Source organism: Microbulbifer sp. THAF38, from assembly GCF_009363535.1.
In the GTDB taxonomy this organism is placed as follows: domain Bacteria; phylum Pseudomonadota; class Gammaproteobacteria; order Pseudomonadales; family Cellvibrionaceae; genus Microbulbifer.
The window spans coordinates 1154672-1178200 of record NZ_CP045369.1; the positions used below are offsets into that span (position 1 = coordinate 1154672).

Annotated in this window: 5 protein-coding genes and 2 pseudogenes (1 of these 7 running past the window's edge); 3 read left to right on the top strand and 4 right to left on the bottom strand. The window is 42.8% G+C overall.

Going from position 1 to position 23529, the window contains the following annotated elements; translation table 11 throughout:
* The 3 genes in view from FIU95_RS04890 to FIU95_RS04900 are tightly spaced (at most 47 nt apart) and all read left to right on the top strand, a layout consistent with a single transcriptional unit that may run on beyond the window.
* Positions 1 to 4873, top strand: partial view of a non-ribosomal peptide synthase/polyketide synthase gene (locus tag FIU95_RS04890; protein ID WP_152452051.1) — the 3' portion only. It extends 21734 nt beyond the left edge of the window; 4873 of the gene's 26607 nt are visible here — the last part of the coding sequence; its start codon lies beyond the left edge, outside the window; the stop codon is at positions 4871 to 4873.
* Positions 4873 to 17049: a non-ribosomal peptide synthetase gene (locus tag FIU95_RS04895; RefSeq protein WP_152452053.1), complete on the top strand. Its 12177-nt coding sequence runs from the start codon at positions 4873 to 4875 to the stop codon at positions 17047 to 17049. Before FIU95_RS04890 ends, FIU95_RS04895 begins: the two co-directional genes overlap by 1 nt.
* Before the next feature lie 47 nt (positions 17050 to 17096).
* A complete protein-coding gene (locus FIU95_RS04900; protein WP_152452055.1) occupies positions 17097 to 18686 on the top strand; it encodes an MBL fold metallo-hydrolase in 1590 nt (529 codons plus the stop codon).
* 539 nt (positions 18687 to 19225) lie between these two features.
* On the opposite strand, the pseudogene FIU95_RS04905 reads toward FIU95_RS04900, so the two are convergent.
* The 4 genes and pseudogenes from FIU95_RS04905 to FIU95_RS04925 form a co-directional block, all read right to left on the bottom strand.
* Positions 19226 to 19336: pseudogene (locus tag FIU95_RS04905) on the bottom strand (UV protection and mutation protein); the annotation flags it as partial.
* A gap of 345 nt (positions 19337 to 19681) precedes the next feature.
* Positions 19682 to 20062, bottom strand: a pseudogene (locus FIU95_RS21665) (transposase); the annotation flags it as partial.
* Positions 19990 to 20439: a transposase gene (locus FIU95_RS04920; RefSeq protein WP_371416953.1), complete on the bottom strand. Its 450-nt coding sequence runs from the start codon at positions 20437 to 20439 to the stop codon at positions 19990 to 19992. The gene FIU95_RS04920 and the pseudogene FIU95_RS21665, both read right to left, overlap by 73 nt.
* 170 nt (positions 20440 to 20609) lie before the next feature.
* On the bottom strand, positions 20610 to 23384 hold the full coding sequence (locus FIU95_RS04925) for a valine--tRNA ligase (protein ID WP_152452061.1): 2775 nt from the start codon (positions 23382 to 23384) through the stop codon (positions 20610 to 20612).
* Between the last annotated feature and the right edge of the window lie 145 nt (positions 23385 to 23529).

A 23529-nucleotide genomic window follows, 5' to 3' on the forward strand; every position in this document is an offset into this window, starting at 1 on the left:
TAAAGTTAATCAATCACTTGCACACACTGAATACGCTGAACTGGGGGTAAAAGAAATATTTGCTCTACAAACAGCAAAAGCGTTAGCGGAGTTTATGACCGAAAACGCGTGTAATTCTAAGACGAGATTAGAATTAGAGCCATTTTCTTTGCTAACTGACGAAGAACGTGCAGCAATTAGCGACGATGACTTAGTTTTATATGATGACATTTATCCGATGTCCGAGTTGCAGCAGGGCATGGTATTCCATACTCAACTGCAGGATAAAGGAGAAGTTTATCACGATATCTTTAGTTACCACATCAAGATGCCTTGGGATCAGGCGCTATTCGAATCTGCTGTTGATTTAATGTTGCAGCAACATCCTGTTCTGCGCACAGGATATTATTTGGACGGTAAACGACCATTACAAAAGGTATACAAGTTAACTGAATTGCCATTAAGTTGTGGTGACATTCGACATCTTTCTGAAGAGGAACAAGATAAATTTGTTTCTGATTGGATGCTGCAAGAAAGAGTCTCTGAGTTTGATTGGCATGGCTCACTATTTAAGTTGTTTGTCTACCGTAGAACCGATGATAGTTTCGAATTTTGCATAAGCTTCCATCACGCTGTTTACGATGGGTGGAGTAATGCTAAGTTTATCAGCCAACTGTTTGTGCATTATCAAAATGCATTAGCAGGTAAGCAACTACCTTCTCCCGAAATTGAATATGTTTTCCGTGATTTTGTTGCCCTAGAGCTTGCTGCACTGGCAAATAGTGATTCAAAAAATTATTGGCTAACAAACTTAGAAGAAGCACCAACCAAACAAATTCCCACCTTAAGCAAAGGAAGCTTGCACCAAGATAGAGTTGATAAATTCTACAATGTAGATGGGTTTACAGAATATTCTCAGCGACTTTATCAATTGGCAAAAGACTTGGGTGTACCGTTGCAGTCAGTGTTATTGAGCGCTCATTTCAAAGTGCTGAGTAGTGTGAGTGGTCATTCTAAAGCGTTATCGTCGGTTGTTGTCAATGGACGTCCTGAATATGAGGGTGGAGACAGTGGCCTAGGTTTATTCTTGAATTCAATGCCTGTTTGTTTTGACTTGGTTTCTGATTGTAGTTGGGAAAAACTCATTGGAGATATTGCGACACATATGAGTGATTGCATGGCCCATCGTCACTATCCATCATCCGCCATACAGCGGGATACCGGACGCACATTTTCTGAGGTTATTTTTAACTATACGCATTTTCATGCCTTTAATGATATTCAAGGAAATACTAATGAGCAGGTGCTAGATTCACAGGGTTTTGAGCAAACCAACTATGACTTTGTTGTGAATTTCTCCCGGTCATCGATGGACTCTGATCGTTTGTCTTTGTATATCAATTTTGATATGAACCGTTACGATGAAGCCTTAATAGAGCGGTTGGGTAAATATTATGTTCAAGTCTTTAAGGATTTACTCGAAAATGTCGCTCGCGAACATCATTTGTGCTGTGTAGTTGACACAGAAGAACGCCATCAACTCGTTAACGAGTGGAACAATACTGCAATTGATTATCCCCATTTAAACAGTGTACAAAGCCTGTTTGAAAAGTGGGCGATTAAAGAACCTGAAGCTATCGCATTGTCTTTTAATGGTGAAATTACTCGTTATGGACAATTAAATACCAAAGCTAATCAACTCGCTTACTATTTACAACAGCTAGGCGTTGAAGAGGGTACATTGGTTGGCGTGAGTCTGGAGCGCTCTACTGATGCCGTAATTACGATGCTCGCGGTCCTGAAAGCCGGAGGCGCTTACGTGCCAATTGATCCGCAATTACCAACTGAACGAGTTGCGTATATTATCGAAGATGCGTCGATTGGTTTGATGTTGGCAGATTGTACTGCTGTAAAAAAGGCGTCGGATTATTGTGCTTCGGTGATAAGCATCGATGAAGCATTATGGGAATCTGTAAATCAGTTACCTGTTAACAATCTGACAAATAGCTGGTTCAGTGCACAACAATTGGCTTATGTAATGTACACATCTGGGTCAACCGGGCAGCCTAAAGGTGTCATGGTTAATCACCAGAATATTGTTGGCCTTGTAAGCGACCAAAATTACGTGAGTATTGGGTTGGGTGATGTCGTCGCACAGGCTGCCAGTACAGCCTTTGATGCTGCAACATTTGAAATATGGGGTGCACTGTGTAACGGTGCCAAAGTAGCCTATATAGATAAGGAATCATTACTACACCTGGATACGTTAGCATCAGTTTTACAGCGAGAAGCGGTCACGATCATGTTTGTGACAACGGCTCTGGTAAACCAAGTTGCTTTCCAACGACCTTCCTTGTTTGGCCAATTGCGTTGTTTATTGTTTGGTGGAGAGCAAGTTAATTATGCTGCCGTTGAAAAGATCATAGAACATGGTAAACCAAGCAAGTTGTTACATGTTTATGGCCCTACTGAAGCGACTACTTTTTCTACGTTTGCTGAACTAAGTGGTTATTATAATGAGCAAACTCGACCAATAACAATTGGACGACCATTAGCTAACGTTCAAACATATGTGATGAGTCAATTTGGCACGCTTTTACCTACCGGTGCTGTTGGCGAGTTATATATTGGTGGTAGAGGTATTGCTCGTGGCTACTTAAACCGCAGCGCCCTTACAGATGAGAAGTTTGTAAACAATCCATTCGAGAGTGATTCGTCATCAACCTTGTATCGAACCGGGGACTTGGTTCGTTTACTTTCTGACGGTTCGATTCATTTTGTTGGTCGTACGGATCACCAAGTGAAAATACGTGGCTTCCGTATCGAACTTGGCGAGATAGAGCACCAACTTACGACACTTGAATCTGTGAAGGAAGCCCTAGTGGTTGCTATGACAGACCCTGAAGATGTCGAATCTCTGAACAAAAGACTAATCGCGTACGTTGTTCCGGAAACGAAGGTACCGGATCAAGAACGATCAGCGTTGTCCGTTGAATATCGCACATGTTTGCAATCTTGTTTACCGGAACACATGGTTCCTTCAGCTTTTGTCGTGCTTGATGAAATGCCGTTGACACCGAATGGTAAAGTTGATCGCAAAACACTTCCAATACCAGCGTTAGTAGATTTCATGTCTACAGACTATGTGGCACCAATCACAGAAACTGAACAAAGGCTCTGTGAGATATTGGCTGACCTGCTGTCGCTAGAAAAAGTGAGCACAGACATTTCTTTCTTTGAACTTGGTGCTCACTCTCTGATGATGGGCAAGCTCAATGCAATCATAGAAGAGCATTTTTTTGCGAACTTGGAATTGCGAGTGCTTTTTGAAAATCAAACTGTTAGCTCATTAGCCAAATTGATAGATCAATCACAAAAAGTAGAACAAGTGAATATTGAACGTGTGTCTAGAGAGCTCACCTTGCCGCTATCGTATGCTCAGCAGCGTATGTGGTTTGTTGACCAAATGGAAGGAAGTACACATTACAACTTACAAAATGTGATGGTGCTGGGTGGGCATTTTGATCATGTTTGTTTTGAAAAAGCGTTAACAGCCTTGATAGAGCGTCACGAAGTATTGCGTACTCGTTATGAAGAACATCATGGTCAAGCGTGCCAAGTGATTCATCCTGCATCAGCATTCAAACTCGAAGTTCAAATGATAGAGGGCGAAAGTATTCACCAATGTCGTGAACAAGTAACAGCTCTTTCAGCCATTGAAGCCAGAAGAGCTTTTGATTTGAGCACTGATTTAATACTTAGAGCACGTGTACTTACGCTTGTCGATACTGACAGCAAAGAAACGTTTGAACGAATTTTGCTACTGACAACCCATCATATTGCTTTTGATGGTGTCTCGACAGCAATCTTCACACAAGAACTTGGGGCATTATACGCAGCTTATTTGACTGGCCAGGAAAGCCCGCTGTCACCGCTACCCATTCAATATGCTGATTACGCCCAATGGCAAAGAGAGTGGCTGTCGGGTGACAGGTTGACGCAACACTTAGATTATTGGCGTGAGCAGTTGAGCAACATTCCGTCTGTTCATAGGTTGCCTCTGGATAAACCCAGACCTCAAAAACAACAATTTGAAGGGGTTGAGCTACGTTGTTTATTGGACAAGGACGTTAACAACGAAATCAAAGACTTCTGCCAACAACATGATGTCACTTTGTTCATGTTTTTGCAGACAGCATTTTCGGTGCTCTTATGTCGCTACTCAAATGAAACGGATATTGTAATGGGGACGCCAATTGCAGGTCGAACACAGAGGGAAACAACTCAGCTAATTGGCTTCTTTGTTAATACTCTCGTTTTGCGCACTGATTTATCAGGTAACCCCGCGTTTGACCAACTGTTGGGGGCCAACAAACAGAACTTGCTGGATGCGTTTACTCATCAACATATTCCTTTTGATATGTTGGTTGATGAGCTTAAACCTCAACGTAGTGCTAGTCACAATGAGTTGTATCAAGTTGTTCTTGCAGTGCAAAGCTTTGAACAAGCACCGCTTGAATTATCAGGGTTATCCATCAAACCGTTTCAGCATGAGGATAACCAATTAACACCAGACTATGAATTGGGTCTGCATGTTACTGAATTTGAAGACGCTTTGGAGCTAGTTTGGTCTTGCAGCACCGCGGTATTTGAGCTGCAAACCTTAGAGCGTTTTTCAGAGAGTCTACAAGTGCTGATCAAAGCGATCTTAACTAATCCTGACACCAGTATACGAGCCTTGCCACTTACTCTAGATGAAGAGCAAGCAGGCAAAGATAATCAAGAGCATGGTTTTGAAAATGAAGAGCAGCTGGCCATGGAAGAACTACTTGCACAACTAGAGGGGATGCTTGAATCAGATATCGACTCTGTTCTAGCAAATGAGGAAGATTAATGATGAGTAACAACATCAACAAAAATAGCAATAAAAAAGCGCAACTAAAACAACAACTAGCAAACCTTAGCTCAGAGCAAAGGTTGTTATTGCAAAAAAAACTCGCTGCTCGTAATGCTGAGAAAAACAAACTTTCGTGTTTGCATCAACGATTCGAAATCACTGTTCAACAATATGCCGATAAGCAGGCATTGGTGTTTAATGATGAAGCGCTTACGTACAGTGAAGTAAACGCGCAGGCTAATGAAGTTGCACATTATCTTATCGACCAGGGTGTCAAACAAAATAGTGTGGTAGGTATTTGTTTAGAAGACAACGAACAGGCATTTCTACAATTTGTTATCGCTATGCTTGGTATATCCAAGGCCGGAGGGTCTTGGCTGGTAATGGATCCTGAATGGGACGAAGACCGCATTGACAGAATAATAGCTGACAGTGGTTTGTCTTTGTTGCTGACGCAAAGTGAATTGCTCTCGGAAGAAGCATTTGAAACGCTCAAATTGATTCCGATGGATACGGACATTAGACGACGAATTTTAAATCGTTACTCTCAAGAAAACGTCGATAGTGTCTCGTTGAAACATCATATAGAGCAACAGCTATATCTAGATTACAGTGACGTTAATAAAGAAGGCGTAATGATTAGCCATGGCAATTTGCTATCTATTATTGACGATAAGCAACTGTTTGATATTAATCATCAAAGCGTAGTTGCTCAACTTAACCACCCATGCTTAGCAGCGAATGTCGTTGAAACATTCGCTGCCTTAATCAATGGCGCAAAATTAATCAAGTGTAATTCAAATATCGGTCAAATACCGGCGCAGATAAAAGAGTTCGGAATAGACTGTTTGCTAATTAAAGCATGGGTGTTTGAGCAATTGATAAATGTCGAACCTGATGCTTTTTCTGACGTTCGCAGTGTAATCGTCAGTGGCCACCTTAGTACATTAACAACAGAGAAACTCAGTGAAAAAAATAAACCAACATCTCTAATCGTGGTCAATGGTCCAATTGAATCTTGTGGTATTTCAATGCTGGCAACATTGGCTGATAACAATATACCCACAATGGGTGTTGGAATTCAGAGTATTCAAACTTTCATATTAGATGAATATGGTTATGCAACACCTAAAGGTGCTGTAGGTGAGCTTCACATTAGTGGATCTAGTGTTTCAAGCGGCTACTGGCAAAATCAGGTTAAAACAACAGCTCATTTTATTAAAAATACGATTGTAGCTCATGACAATCAAACATTATTTAAAACGGGCACGTTAGTGCGTCAATCAGTTGATGGAACTCTAGAGTTTATCGGCAATTGCGCTGATCAAGTAACGATAGGTGGTTTGACTTTTAACTTAAATGAGGTTGATGAAGTATTACGACAGCACGCCGATATCGCTGTCGCTAAAGCTGTTATGTGGCAAGGGGAAAAACTAGCGGCATTTCTGGTCACCAAGCAAGATATTGATAATGAGCAGGCATTTACTAATGACCTTAATCGTTGGCTCAAAGGAAGGCTAGAAAAAGCGATGATGCCGGTTGGCTACAACCTTATGGCTGATTTACCGCTAGATATAAACAACGAAGTATCGCTAGATAAGTTGCCTGAGCCTAACTGGTTTAATGAATTTGAATATGTAGCACCAGAAACAGAGCTGGAAATTAAAGTTGCCTCGATGTGGGAAAGGCTGCTTGACGTAGAACAAGTAGGTTTGAAAGATAACTTTTTTAATCTAGGTGGTAACTCACTTACTGCGGTTAGATTAGAAGTAGAAATCATGGAGCAGTTCAACGTTAAGGTTACCATACTCGAACTGTTTGAAGCGGCGGATGTTGCATCACAAGTGAAGCTGATAGAAGCAGGCCAAAAGCAAAACATTGTGCCCAAAATTTTACCTGTTTCAAGAGAAGGTGCGCAATTGCCCTTGTCGTTTGCACAGCAAAGACTTTGGTTTATCAATGAACTTGAGGGAGCCGGTGACCAATACAATATGCCGTTAGGGTTGAAGCTGTCAGGACAACTAAATATAACGGCTTTGAAGAAATCACTCAGCGATATCGTGATGCGTCATGAGGTGCTTCGCACTGTTTATTTAACAAACGAATCGGGTATAGCTTACCAACAGTTGTTAGATAATGTGACAGGACTGGAGCTCGTTGAAGTTGATTTTAGTGCATATGCTGAAGATCAAATTCCTTTATTGGTAAAAGACTATTGTGCAGTTGAAGCAAGTAAACCATTCGATTTACAAAATGATCTAATGATCAGAGCGTGTTTATTAAAAGTAGGGCACAACGAACACACACTGTTAATTACCATGCATCATATAGCCACAGATGGCTGGTCGCTTGGTGTCTTTATTCATGAGCTAGGCGCCATGTACAATGCAAATGTAGATGGTCGCCCAAACCTACTGAACCCACTAGCTATTCAATACGCTGACTTTGCAAGTTGGCAGCGTGAATGGGAAGGCTCAGAAATGCTATCCCGGCAAATGTCGTTTTGGAATAAACGACTAGAAAACCTGCCTCAATTACACAGTTTGCCTTTAGATAAAGTACGACCGGAGGTGCAAACTTTTGAAGGCGCTGTGCATTGTCGGCAAATAAATAAAAGACTCAATGAGCAATTAAACCAGTTGAGTCTTGCAAATGATTGTACGTTGTTCATGACATTACAAACCGCATTTGCGTTGTTGGTTTCAAGGTATTCGAATGAACAAGATGTTGTGATGGGCACGCCTGTGGCCAATAGAACGCAGGCAGAGTTGTCTTCTTTAATAGGCTTTTTTGTTAATACGCTTGTTTTACGAACAGATTTCTCAGATGACTTGTCGTTTGTCGACGTTCTAAAGCAGTCCAAACAATCAATCCTCGAGGCATTTGACAACCAGCATGTACCATTTGAGATGCTGGTGGAACAGCATCAACCAGTTCGTAATTTTAGTCATAGCCCATTGTTTCAAATAGCTTTCATCTTACAAAACAATGAGATGGAAGAATTACAACTACCTGGCCTCAATATTACGCCAATTGATCAAGAGCACAGTGTCGCTAAATACGATCTCAGCCTGAGCATGCAAGAAACCGAGCTAGGATTAACCGCTAGTTGGGAATACAACACAGATTTATTTGAGAAAAGCACGATAGAAAGGATGGCAGAAAGTTTTGAAATTTTGATTAGTGCAATAGTAACTTCTCCAGGTGCGCAAACAAAAAACCTTCCTCTGCTGTCAGCGATTGATCTTGAGAGTGCAGCATTACAACGACGAGGTAAAGAATTAGATTACGATAAGTCGTTATGTTTACATCAAGTATTTGAAAATCAGGTAAAGAAATCACCAGAACACATTGCCGTTGTTTTTGATGAGCAGTCTCTGACATATGGCGAACTAAACGAGAAAGCTAACCAATTAGCTCGATATTTATTAGATCAAGGTATTACAGCTGAGAAACCGGTGGGCATTTGCTTGGAAAGGTCAGTGGGTACTATGGTTGCCATTTTAGCCACGTTAAAAGCGGGTGGGGCATATTTACCTCTAGACCCTAACTATCCTGATTCACGTATTCAACACATGCTCAATGACAGTAATACGGCTTTTGTCATTACAACCACAGAACAAGCTAAACGTGCTGTATTTGAGTCACAGAAAATAGTGAATGTAGATGAAGTAGCCTTGTATCATGATTACTGTGTTACGGATTTAGCTAACGTAAAAGTAACGCCTTCAAATTTAGCATACATTATTTATACGTCAGGCTCGACCGGCGTGCCAAAAGGCGTCATGTTAGAGCACGAAGGTGCTGTTAACCTTTCAAAAGACCAACAGGTTAGATTCGGTGTCGGCAATGAAAGCCGAGTACTTCAATTTGCTTCATTGAGTTTTGATGCAGCAACTTGGGAGTGGGTAATGGCTTTGCTTAATGGTGCGCAATTGCATATTTGTAGCGACCTGCAAAAACAGACTCCTGTGTTATTACAAGACTTTATGGTTGAGTCTAAAATTACTCATGCGACTTTGCCACCTGCGCTTTTGCCACATATGCAAGCCCATGCACCATTTAGCCTAAAAAGCTTAATTGTTGCTGGTGAAGCTTGTGATGAGCAACTCGCTTATTTATGGGCGTTACAGTACTCGATGTTCAACGCCTACGGACCAACAGAGTCAACTGTTTGTGCAAGTGTGGCACCAATTACACTTGATAAGCCAATAAATATTGGCTGTGCAATTAGTAATACCAATCTTTATATTCTAGACAGCGAACAGCGACCGGTACCACAAGGGGTTATCGGCGAGCTCTACGTTGCTGGCGTGAATGTGGCTAGAGGCTATATCAATCGACCGGAGCTCAGTGACGTTAAATTTATAGCTGATCCTTTCGAACATGATAAACGCTGTTACCGAACAGGGGATTTAGTACGTGTAAATTCACATGGCGATATTGTGTTTATTGGACGTGCAGATGATCAGATAAAACTTAGAGGCTTTAGAATTGAGCCAAGTGAAATCATGAGTGTTATCAATACTCATTCATTCATATGTGAATCTTTTGTAACGGTTAAAGACATTGGTAATGAAAGCCAGCTAGTCGCATATTTGGTCGCTGGTAACCATACTGAAAGCGAGCAGTCTATTGTTCAGGCGGTTCGTAAATGGTTATCAGAACGAATGCCGGAACACATGCATCCAAGTAACTTTATTGTCCTGGATACAATGCCGTTAACCATTAACGGAAAGGTAAATTTAAAAGCGTTACCAAGCCCGGAGCACAAGTCTTTTGATGACTATGTCGCACCAGCTAATGATATCGAGCATAAGCTGTCAAGCATATGGTCAGCATTGCTTTCTATCGACAACGTTTCAACCAATAAATCATTTTTTGAATTAGGTGGTCATTCTCTCTTAGTGACTCGTTTAGTCAGTGCAATTAGAGAGGCATTTTCTGTCAATATTGAAGTGAGGCAAATATTTGATAATCAAACAATCTCAATGCAAGCAGCGCTCATATCTAGCTCTGATGATGTTTGTCACAATGCTATAACCGCAGTGACACGCGATCAGCAGCTTAGTTTGTCATTTGCACAGCAGCGATTGTGGTTTGTAGATAAGTTAGCTTCTAGTACGCATTACAATATGCCGATTGTGCTCGCGTTTGAAGGAGACTTAGATCAGGCTAGTTTTGAAAAAGCATTGTCAACGATCATTGCACGACATGAAGTGCTGCGAACTAATTTTGTTGAAAAAGCAGGTGTTGCATACCAAGTCATAAGAGATGCGAAAGATTTTACTCTCGAGCAAGAATCGCTGACAGAATTATCGAGCAGTGAGCAACAACGATTCGTAACTAATTTAGTTGCAGAAGAATACGAACACGCTTTTGATTTAACACAAGATCTGATGTTGCGCGCAAGGCTGTTAACCTTGTCGGAACAGGAATATTTATTATTGGTAACTACTCATCACATTGCTTTTGACGGATGGTCGATGGGTATCTTTACTCATGAACTCAATACTTTGTATAAAGCATATGCTGAAGGTGAAAATAACCCATTAACGATACCTGATATCCAGTATGCTGATTTTTCACAGTGGCAAAGAAATTATTTACAAGGTGACACCTTAGAAAGGCAACTATCCTATTGGAAGCAGCAACTTGATGGCATCAATCCAGTTCACAGCTTTCCTTTAGATAAAGCGAGACCTGAAGCTCAGTCTTTTGAGGGTGCTACCTACGTAAACCACTTTAACGCAGATTTGACTAATAAAATCAGGTCATTGTGTCACGACAATGATGTCACTCTGTTTATGTTCTTACAAACAGCGTTTTCAGTATTAATCGCCCGCTACAGCGGAGATTACGATGTTGTGATGGGAACACCAATATCCGGGCGCGCTCATCATGAAGTCGAGTCGTTAATCGGTATTTTTCTCAATAATCTAGTTTTACGAACTCACTTTGAGAGAAACGCTAGTTTCGAAGAGGCTCTCACACTTAATAAACTTAACATTTTGGATGCATTCAGCCATCAGGATGTGCCATTTGAGTTGCTAGTTGACGAACTTAAGCCTGGACGGGCTTTTAATCACAATGCTTTATATCAAATCGTATTTGCACTGCAAAATTTTGAGCAAGGTGAATTAGAGTTAACAGGGTTAACCTTTAAGCCTTATCAATTAAAAGAAAGTGTAGTGAATGTTGATTATGAATTGGGTCTTCATGTAACAGAGCTTGAAGATCAATTGATGTTGGAGTGGACTTGTAATACATCGGTATTCTTGCCTCAAACGATGTCACTTTTAGCCAGCAGTTTGCATCACCTCGTAGATGCTATTGTTGAGGATCCACAGCAAAATATTCACGCATTACCTGTGCTAACCCCTAATCAGCTCAAAACATTGTTAGTAGATTGGAATGATGTACAGCGTGAGTACCCGGTTCAAAAAGGAATTCATCAGCTATTCGAGCAACAAGCTGAACAGAATTGTCACAAAACAGCATTGCATTTTGATGGGCAATCATTGACCTATCAATCCTTGAATCAGCAAGCTAATCAAATCGCCAACTATTTGGTAGAACAGGGTGTAGAAAAGGGAGATTTAGTTGGGCTTTGCTTAGAACCGTCAATTGATTTAGTCGTTGGTATGTTGGCTATATTGAAAGCCGGCGCCGCCTATGTTCCGCTGGATCCAAGCTTGCCGGAAGATCGTGTTGCGTACATCTTGGCTGATAGCCAGCTCAAATGGATCATCAGTCAACAAGAACAAATAGAGGACATGCCATTTGAAGAGCTAAGTGTCTTACCGATAGATGCACCCATTTGGCAAAGGCTCAGATCTAGATATAGCGACCAAAATCCAACAGTATTTCTTAGTGATTCGTGTAAAAATGCATTGGCTTATGTCATTTATACCTCAGGATCTACCGGACAGCCAAAAGGTGTAATGGTTGAACATCACAATGTTGTAGGTTTAGCGCGAGACCAACATTATGTAGAGATTGTTAAAGAAGATGTTATTGCTCACGCAGCGCCTCCTGCTTTTGATGCTGCAACTTTTGAAATTTGGGCAGCATTATGTAATGGCGCCAGTGTCGCTTACATAGACAAACACACCTTGCTGAATCCCGATGCGCTTGAACAAAAAATTATCAATGAATCGGTATCCGTTATGTTCCTGACGACCGCGGTCGTTAATCAGGTGGCATACGAACGTCCAAGTTTGTTTGGTAACTTAAGATGCTTACTCTTTGGTGGTGAACAGGTTAATTACGAAGCGGTACAACAAATCATAGATAACGGAAAACCTGACCATCTATTGCACGTATACGGCCCAACAGAAACGACGACTTTTGCAACGTATGCAGAATTAACCGGTAACTATAAAGAAGATGAACTTCTGATTTCGATCGGTGGCCCTCTTTCAAATGTAGAAATTCATGTCTTTGATGAACATGGACAATTGGCAGCAATGGGCGCTGTTGGTGAGTTATACATAGGTGGTCGCGGCGTTGCTCGAGGTTACTTGAACCAAAAAGCATTAACTGAAGAGCGATTTGTATCGATGCCTTTGCCGGGCCGTGCTAAACAGCGTTTATACCGAACAGGTGATTTAGTGCGTTGGCTTCCTTCAGGAGAGTTGGAATTTATTGGGCGAGTTGATCATCAAGTTAAGATTCGTGGGTTTCGTATTGAACTTGGCGAAATCGAACATCAATTGACGTGTTTCCCTAACGTAAAGGAATCTGTTGTAGTTGTTCGACACAATAATATTGAAGGTACTTCTGATACTAAACAGCTCGTGGCTTATGTTGCAGGTCAGGGGCTAACTGACTCTGATGAAAAGCAAACCCAAGTGGTTGCCGATTTGCGTCAATTTTTACAAGGAAAATTGCCTGAACATATGGTACCGGCTATTTACGTTATTCTTGATGCGATGCCATTAACGAATAATGGCAAGATTGATCGAAACGCACTGCCAGAGCCGACACTGACAACAATCGATAAAGCCAACTATATTGCACCAACTTCTGAAACAGAAAAAAACATGTGCGCTATTTGGCAGGAGTCTTTGGGCATTGACAAAATTGGTGTTAAAGACAACTTCTTTAATTTAGGTGGCGACTCTATTTTATCAATCAGAGTTGTTTCTAAAATGAACGAATTACTCGGTCAAGACAACGCCATCAGTATCAAAGATATCTTTAAGTATCAGACGGTAGAAGAGTTATCAATGAGGATTGATGACGGAGGCAATGAACAGTCGTTTAGCTTGCAAGTAGCGCCATTTTCACAACTGACAGACAGTGAAACCAGTTTGTTGGCAGAAGATATTGCGCTCTATGATGACGTCTACCCTATGTCTGAATTGCAAATAGGAATGGTATTTCATTCTCTATTGCAAAGTAGTGGTGAAGATTATCACAATATCTTTAGCATCCAAGTAACAACGCAATGGGATGAATCATGCTTCTTTGCCGCGATGTCTTACATGTTCGCTTGTCATCCTGTATTGCGTACCGGGTTTGAATTAGAAGGTGAAAGACCACTACAAAAAATCTACAAATCTGTCGTGTTACCTTTTACATTCAAAGATATTAGTCATTTAGATGAGAGTGCACAAAACAAGTGTATTGTTGACTGGATTGAAGAAGAGAAAAACAATCCATTCAACTGGTCTGGTCCACTGTTTAAAGTCTTTGTTCACAAACGTTCTAATCAAAGTATAGAGTTCGGTCTTAAATTTCATCATGCCGTTATTGATGGTTGGAGTGACTCAATGTTTGTTAGTCAATTGTTCATTCACTATCAAACATTATTGGCAGGAGGCTCGTTACCGGAAGCCAAACAGGAATTTGTATTCAGAGATTTTGTCGCGCAAGAGACGGCTATTTTAAAGGACGCTAACGCTCAACAGTATTGGCAACTCATGCTTGATGACGCGCCTATGCAACAAATTTCTTGTAGGCCAAAAAACAAGCACAATCAGGAATCTAGAAGCAAAGTTGAATACTCCGTAGACGCTGTTTTTGATTTGTCAGGCAATCTGTTGCAGCTTGCCAAAGATCAAGGTGTACCAACACAATCGGTGTTATTGGCTGCGCATAGTAAAGTATTATCGTTGTTAAGTGGACAGTCAAAAGCGCTTACTTCTATGGTCATCAATGGGCGACCAGAATATGAAGGTGGTGATAAAGGTATTGGGTTGTTCTTAAACTCGATACCAATGAGTTTTGAGCTAAACGAATGTAGTTGGGCTGATTTAATTCACTCCGTTACCAAGCGTATTACCGATAGTATGAATTATCGTCATTACCCGTCATCTGCAATACAGCGTGAAACGGGACGATCTTTCTCTGAAGTAGTATTTAATTATACGCATTTCCACGCTTACGAACACCTTGCCGAACAATCTGAACTTGCTTTTAGTAATGCACAAGGGTTTGGTCAAACCAATTTTGATTTTACAGTGAATTTTTCGCGGGCTATTGGCGAGGATAAGATAAAACTCACGATTACATATGATCAAGATATGTATGATGCCAAGTTAATTGAGCAAATTGGTGCATACTTTGTAAACGTGTTTAATGCGATGTTAGTTGATATTGAGCAATCTCACTTTACGGCTGATTTATTGACTCACCGTCAGCAAGAAATATTATTGACACAATATAATGCGACTACTGAATCGTATATAAATGATTGTGGTATTCATCAGTTATTTGAAGAAAAGGTATTGTCTCAGCCAGAAGCCATTGCGCTTGTTTTTGAACAACAACAATTAACATATGAAGAGTTAAATCACAAAGCCAACCAATTTGCCCACTACTTGTTTTCACAGGGAGTAAAAGAGAACTCGCTGGTTGCATTATGCATGACACGTTCAGTTGAAATGTTTGTTAGCATTTTGGCGATTCTTAAAGCGGGCTCTGCATATTTACCAATCAATATGGACTCACCTCAAGAGCACATCAATTATGTGCTCGAGGACAGTAATGCTCATTGGATTATTACTGAGTCTGCGCTTACAAGCGGGTTTAATACTCAAGCTAATTTATTATCGATTGACGATGAGGATATTAAACAGGCGATAAATGCATGCCCTAAAACGAATGTGGACACTGCTGACATAGCGAATCATCTGGCCTATGTAGTTTACACCTCCGGTTCAACGGGGTTACCAAAAGGCGTCATGATTGAACATCACAGTTTGTGCAATTTAGCGAGTTATTTGGTTAAAGAACTGGACATTAATGCACAAAGTAGAGTGTTACAGTTTGCTTCAATCGCTTTTGACGCATCAATTTTTGAATGGTCTATGGCGCTTTGTGGTGGTGCAGCACTTCACGTTGCTCAAAGTGCTACAACAAAGTCATTGTTGCAATTTGAACAAATGGTTTCGGATCGTGAGTTGACACATATGATTCTGACACCTGCGCTCCTGCCGCAGTTAAATGTTGAGCGATTTAATTCTGTCAGCCACATGATTGTTGGTGGAGAGGCATGTTCTCGCGAAACTGCTCAGATTTGGTCTAGAAATCGTAAATTCTATAACGCTTACGGTCCAACCGAGAGCACGGTGATGGCAAGTATAGGTAGTTTCGAATTTGACCAAACTAAGCTACACATAGGTAAGCCAATTGACAATACTCAACTTTATGTAGTGAACCAGGGTATGCAGTTGCTTCCTCCCGGGACTGTAGGTGAATTGGTTATTGGAGGAGTTGGCTTAGCAAGGGGCTACTTGAACCGTGAGTCACTTACTAACGATAAGTTTGTCACTCGTTCATTTTTGGATGATACACATACAAGGCTATATAAAACGGGCGATATGGTGAAGTGGTTACCTGATGGCAACCTTGAATATATAGGCCGCTCTGACAATCAAATTAAATTGCGAGGGTTTAGGGTTGAGTTAGGTGAAATTGAGCACGTATTGAGGGAGTGCCATGAGCTAAAAGACGCCGTGGTTGTTGCATCGGGAGAGAGCATTGATAAACAACTCATTGCATATCTCGTCCATAATGAAGATTGTAGCGTCGAACACAAACAACAATTAGTCACACAGTATCGTCAATACCTGCAAAGTAAGCTACCGGCATTTATGGTCCCTGCGGCATTTGTTTGGTTAGACGCTTTGCCGTTAACAATCAGTGGTAAAACTGATTTTAATGCGCTACCGGATGCAGATATGTCTTCGTTGACCATTGGTCGTTATGTGGCACCAGAAAATGATATTGAACGGCAATTAGCTGAAATATGGCAGTCGTTGCTTGGACAAGAACAAATAAGTGTCGACGCCAGGTTCTTCTTAATTGGTGGTCATTCTTTATTGGCCATGAAACTTGCCTCTAAAATAAAGGCAAATTTTGGTGTCGAGTTACCTCTATTTCAATTAATGCAAGCACAAACCATCCGTGCACAAGCACACCTTATTTCACTAGGTGATGAAGGCGAAGCGTCTGACACATTAGTAGAAATTCAACGAGGTGATGACAATAGTGCTAAACCTGTCATGTATATGGTGCCTGGTTTTGCAGGATACAGCCATATATTTACTGAGCTTGCTGCTCAATTAGGCGAAGAACAACGGGTCTTTGCATTCAATCCTTCTGGTTTAGATGGAAAAAGCGTTATACACGAAAGTGTTGAAAGTGCGGCACAAAGCAATGTTCAGCGCCTTTTGGCAAATCAACAAGAAGGACCTTATGTTCTTTTGGGCTATTCAATGGGAGCAGCAGTTGCTTTCGAAATGGTTAAACAACTACAAACTATCCATAAACTATCAGCCCATTTGATTGTTTTAGACGGTTATGCGCAGTATGACGGTGTTGAACAACACATTTTTTCAAAACTAGATAAATCAATAGAACAAAATGTAGAAGATACTGGCTGGACAGCAGGTATGGCGGCAGTAGTTAAAGCACAGGCAAAATGGTCTTATAAGAGTTCGCCATACACGCTAGAAAACCTGTTGGTTATTCAATCAGAAGATTGTGATATTAACTTAAGTGAGCAATGGCAACCGTTTGTCAATCAGTGTGTTGATTATCACGTCGTAGGCGGTGGTCATCAGACTATATTGCAAATGCCTTTTGTCGAGGACATTTCAAGAAAAATCATATCACATCAGGAACGAGCTATGTTGGTTGAAAAATCAGCAGAGCTCGTATAATTTTAAATACCTAAACAAATAACTTAATCAAAAAAGGTAAGGGAGTTATGTATTACTTAAAAGAGCAGGCCTATTTCGAACCGCTATTTAACAATTGGTATGCGTGGCCATATTTATTACCACCAGTACAAGGTGCTAGACACACTGTTCATACGCATACAAGGATAATGAAGTCGTTTGTAAATAATGCGCATCTACACATTATGGCAAGCCAAGAACCCGGAATGTCAGGCTCAGACTTTTTAGCTTGTAGTGAAGACCAAATTGAAGACATTAAATCTCTGATAGAATTCACGGAGAAAGAATGTCCGGATTTGATTGCTTTGTCAGCGGCAGTCGCTGAATTAGATGAATTAATTCGTACTCACACGAATGGTGAGTCAATAGAATATATCTACGAAAAAATTCCGGCACCTCTAAAAGGCTATGTAGAACTTTTCTTTGATATGGAACACAACCCCTCTTATCGCCTGATTGAAGGGTTGTTATACAAGAGTGATTATTACAAACCACAATTACAAACGGTTGCGTTTGGCCTAGTCTCTGAAACGAATCAGCGCCCATTTGTATTTAGCACGCCTCGTTTAGTTGATGATGCCCATATGCACATTGATTTGGATTTTAATTCACCTATCCTTGACCGTATCTTAAAAGCGAGACAACATCCTTTAACTGCGGAAGAATTGGAAGCCTTATTTGCGCAATGTAATTGTCGTGGTGGCCTCACCAAAGAAGATTTATTTACGACTGAACCACCAAAAAATCCTCACACACCGGTTACCCAGGGCATTAGGTTGGAATACACCGGGCATGCAGGATTTTTAATAGAAACTAAAGATATCAGTATACTCATTGATCCTGTTATCGCGTCAGTACATGAATCCCACATCGGTGATGTTTTCAGCTTTAATCAGCTACCTGAAAAGCTTGATTATATTTGTTTAACTCACTCACACCAGGATCATGTAAATATAGAAACACTACTACAGCTACGTCATAAAACGGATACCTTAGTGGTGCCCAAAAACAACGGTGGTTCGATTGCCGATCCGTCTTTAAAGTTGATGCTGCAGCAGTTGAATTTTAAGGTTCTAGAAGTGGAAGACATGGAAGAAATTCCATTGCCGGGTGGTAAGATAATTGCCTTACCATTCTTGGGTGAACACGGTGATCTAAATATTCGCTCCAAATCAGCATGGCTTATCGAAATGTACGGTAAGAAGCTATTTATGGGAGCCGATTCGTCAAACTTAGATCCTAATATGTATCACCATATTCATAAACAAGTCGGCGATCTTGATTTACTTGCTATTGGGATGGAATGCGTAGGTGCTCCTTACACATGGATGTACGGTGCATTGCACACTAAGAAAGTGAGTAAACAAATTAAAAACTCTCGTCGCTTAAATGGTTGTGACTCAAAAATTGGTTACGGTATGGTTGAGATATTTAAGCCAAAAGAAGTATATATCTATGCTCTCGGACTTGAGCCTTGGTTTAATTACTTTATGGGGCTTGATTATAGTGATGACTCTGAGCAAATCATCGAATCAAATAAAATGCTTCAGTTGTGTTACGATAGCAATATAAAATGTGAAAAAATGTTTGGTAGTAAGACTCTGGTATTTAATCAATAAACGATGCAGTAAAATAGAATTAGCAATCTATGGATTAAAGTTCAGGTTGCTTTAACACTCATTTTACTTAATGTTTTTCGGCCAACTGTTGTTGGTCGAAAGCCCTATAAGAAAGGATTGTCGAATCCTAGAAGGGGTAGAAAAAAGTGGGGATAAATAAAAGATAGATTTTTGGCACAATATTAAAAGTAAAAAAGGAAAAAAGTAAAGATTTTGCTCGTATCTTTTTTCTTTGCACTATTTGAGGTTGAAATATTATTAACTGTTTTAACATTCGATTTTTTACATAACTATTCAGTTATACATAAATTTAAAGTATCTATTTTCTTTATTGGGTTATATTTATCATTCTTAATGATCATGTCGGTATATATAAACTTTAATAGAGTTGTCAGTAGTTAGATTCGGCACCAACTTATTTATCCAATGAATTTCTGTTGGAAATATTGCCAATACCGACTTTTTTTAATTTGTTATATATTGAACCATAGGAAACTAGCTGTTGGGTGCTCTAAGTGCCAGCGTATTTATTCTCTCGCAGCTGGTGAGAGGGAGCCAGCAGAAACACCTTTCGTGAACAATGGAATACGAAGGCGCTTTGCTTTGATGAAGGCAAGTGCGCCGCTACGGCCTATCAGCGAGACACTTATGACGAACTTCGAAAAATCACAATTAATATTGTTTGTCTGTACAGTACCTAATGCTGTGCTGATTTCTATAAATTACACTGTAGTTGTTCGAGCAAGAAGTTGTGTTGTTAGCGTTTTCTTTTTTGTGGTGAAGAGGTTGATGTGGGGCTTGCTCGCCACAGTCGAAGCCTTCAAGGCTTGGACAATACTCCCTCTGCCTCTGCCTCTGCCTCTGCCTACTACTCTTGTTTCTGTTACTGATCCTGGTTAACGCATGGATCAAGTAACCGTCAGATAAGGCTTGTTGAACCCTTCGCAAAGGGTTTCGAAAGTGTTAGAAGCTATTTCATAACTTCTTTAACGTAATTAACATGCATGCAATATAGAAAAAACACGATAAGGGGATAAATATCGCTCCCATCTAACAACCAAGCGGCGGTAATTTCCCAACCACGCAAAAGTCCGCTCAACTTTCCAGCTGCGAGTATACCTTCTGAGCTTTCTACCATCCTGCCTTGAGGCTCTTTTCCTATTTCTCCTGTGTGGACGGATAAGGTCGATTCCACGACTCAACAGACTATCTCGAAGAGGATCAGAGTCCGCTGCTTTATCATAAACTAAGCGATGAATCTTTGTATTTTTATAGGCAACATCAAGTAATGGATGTAATAACTTTACTTCTGCTGGTGAGGCCGAAGTAATGGTGCCTCCCAGTGGAATACCTTCGCCATCGACCACCACCATCCACTTTGAACCCTTGCCCCGCTTGGTTTTCCCGACTTCGAAGCCCCCTTTTTTGCTGGTGCAAAGCTGCCATCAGAAAAGATCTCTTCCCGGTTAAGCAAAGACTGTTGATCCAACAGCTCCAGAAACCTTCTCCATACCTGTAACAAAGCTCCTTGCTCTTCCCAAAACTGAAGCCTTCTCCAGCATGTACTCGGTGATGGATAGTGTGAAAGAAGATTTTTCCATTGCGCTCCAGAACGCAAAACCCACAGGATGTCTTCAAAACAAGCTCGATTATCAATAGGTTTTGGGCCTCCCTTTCCTCGTTTTAACTCAGCTAGACAAGGTTCGATCAATTTCCATTGATCATTGGTCAACTCTGACTTGAATCGGCTCACTATTGCTGGACTTTTTTCTATGTAATTGTGTGAGAATAACCGATTTCAAGTTATGAGGCAGCCTCCAGTTCAAGAAAGGGTAGTTTGATTTATATCAAAAAAAGAAAAGGGGGCAGAGCCCCCTTTTTTAAATCAGAACCACTCTTTAATGGAGCGGATTATCAGAACCATTAAAGGTTGCTGATTTCCTCAAGCTGCTGTTGCAGACGCTCGTGAGCACCTTTCATTTCTGCGAGCTTGTCCTTTTCCTTGGCAACAACGGCTTCGGGGGCTTTGTCTACAAACTTGGGATTGTTGAGCTTGCCTTCAACTCGTGCGAGTTCTTTGGAAAGTTTATCAATCTCTTTTTGTAGACGGGCGCTTTCGGCTTTAACGTCGATCAGGCCGGCCATGGGTACCAGCAATTCCATATCGCCTACCAGGGCAGTGGCGGAGGCTGGGGCAGCTTCTCCACTTTCCAGCCAGGTGATTTCTTCGAGGCTCGCCAGTTTGGTCAGTAGGCTGCGGGCTTGCTCCAGCAGTTCTTGGTCACGGCTGGAACCGCCGCGCAGGATCAGTGGGATTTTTTTCGCCGGGGAAATATTCATTTCACCGCGAATATTGCGCACGCCTTCAATAACCTGCTTCAACCAGGCAACGGCCGCTTCCGCTTCTTCGTCGATCTTGCTGCTGTCGGCTTCCGGGTATTGCTGAAGCATAATGGTGTCACCGTTGGAGCCGGCGAGGGTTTTTACACGCTGCCAGATTTCTTCGGTGATAAATGGCATCAGTGGGTGAGCCAGACGCAAGATGGTTTCCAGTACGCGGATCAGGGTGCGGCGGGTGCCTTTCTTTACTGCGTCGGAGGCGTTGTCGTCCCACAGTACCGGCTTGGACAGTTCCAGGTACCAGCTGCAGTAATCGCTCCAGATAAAGTCATACAGGGCCTGGGAGGCGAGGTCGAAGCGGTAAGTGTCCATGGCTTCGCGCACGGTGATTTCGGTGCGCTGTAGCTGGGAAATAATCCAGCGGTCGGCGACAGTCAGCTCGAAATCGCTACTGTTGTCCTGGCCACAGTCCTGTCCTTCACAGTTTTGCAGCACGTAGCGGGAGGCATTCCAGATCTTGTTACAGAAATTGCGGAAGCCTTCGATACGGCCGACATCAAACTTGATGTCGCGGCCGGTGGATGCCAGTGAGTAGTAGGTGTAGCGCAGGGCATCGGTACCAAAAGCAGAGAAACCTTCGGGGAAGTCCTTGCGCGTTTGCTTTTCAATCTTCTCGCGCAGGTGCGGCACCATCATGCCAGAGGTGCGCTTGGCTACCAGGCTCTCCAGGTCGATACCGTCGATCAAATCGATGGGATCGATCACGTTGCCCTTGGACTTGGACATCTTCTGGCCGTGGTTATCGCGCACCAGGCCGTGCACGTACACGGTGTTAAACGGTACTTCCTTCTTGAAGTAGAGGGTCAGCATCATCATGCGTGCGACCCAGAAGAAAATAATATCGAAGCCGGTGACCAGTACGGAGCTGGGGTGGAAGGCTTTCAGTTCTTCGGTATCTTCTGGCCAGCCCAGGGTGCCGAAGGTCCACAGACCGGAGGAGAACCAGGTGTCGAGTACGTCGTCGTCCTGGCGCAGGCTGATGTCGGCGCCCAGGTTGTGCTTCTCGCGCACTTCCTCTTCGCTGCGGCCAACGTAGACTTTGCCTTCGTTGTCGTACCAGGCGGGGATGCGGTGGCCCCACCACAGCTGGCGGGAGATACACCAGTCCTGGATATCGCGCATCCAGGAGAAGTACATGTTTTCGTAGTTTTTCGGTACGAACTCAACGCGACCATCTTCAACGGCGGCGATGGCTTCATCGGCCAGGGGCTGGGTTTTTACGTACCATTGATCGGTGAGCCAGGGCTCGATGACGGCGCCGGAGCGGTCGCCGTGGGGCACCTTGAGGGTGTGGGGCTCCACTTTTTCCAGTAGGCCGAGGGCGTCCAGGTCATCGACAATCTGGGTGCGCGCGGCAAAGCGCTCCATGCCCCGGTATTTTTCCGGCACTGCGTCGTTCAGGTGGGCGTCGGCATCGAGGATGTTGATCATCTCGAGGTTGTGGCGCTGGCCCATTTCGTAGTCGTTGAAGTCGTGGGCTGGGGTGATTTTTACACAGCCGGTGCCGAATTCACGATCGACGTATTCGTCGGCAATAATCGGGATTTCGCGATCCGCGAGGGGCAACTTGATGGTCTTGCCGATCAGGTGCTGGTAGCGCTCGTCTTCCGGGTGTACGGCTACGGCGGTATCGCCGAGCATGGTTTCCGGGCGGGTAGTGGCAACTACCAAGTGGCCGGAGCCGTCGGAGAGCGGGTAGCGGAAGTGCCACAGGTGGCCCTGCTTCTCTTCGTTTAATACTTCCAGGTCGGAGATCGCGGTGTGGAATTTCGGGTCCCAGTTCACCAGGCGCTTGCCGCGATAAATCAGGCCGTCTTCATACAGTTTGATAAAGACTTCCTGCACCGCTTTGTAGAAGCCGTCGTCCATGGTGAAGCGTTCGCGGGACCAGTCGGGGCTGGCGCCGAGGCGGCGCAGCTGGCGGGTAATGGTGCCGCCGGACTCTTCCTTCCACTCCCAGACTTTCTCAATAAACTTGTCGCGGCCCAGGTCGTGGCGGGATACGCCTTCGGCGGCTAACAGACGCTCTACCACCATCTGGGTGGCGATACCGGCATGGTCGGTGCCCACTTGCCACAGGGTGTTGTCTCCCTGCATGCGGTGGTAGCGAATCAGGGCATCCATGATGGACTCCTGGAAACCGTGGCCCATATGCAGGCTGCCGGTGACGTTCGGCGGCGGGATCATAATGCTGTAGGGCTTGGCCTCAGTATCCCCGGAAGGCTTGAAGTAGCCGTTCTCCTCCCAGGTTTTGTACCACTGCTGTTCGATGGCGTTGGGCTGGTATGTTTTGTCCATGCGGGCGGGAAACCTTGTGTTAACTGACTGCGGGCGCAGCATTTTGGCTCAGGATAGTCTGGCGATTGCTCTGTCTGCGCGGAAAAGGCGGCAATTATACCGCCGGGGGTAGGGTGGGCAAAAGGCAGCTTTGGGGCTAAATCGC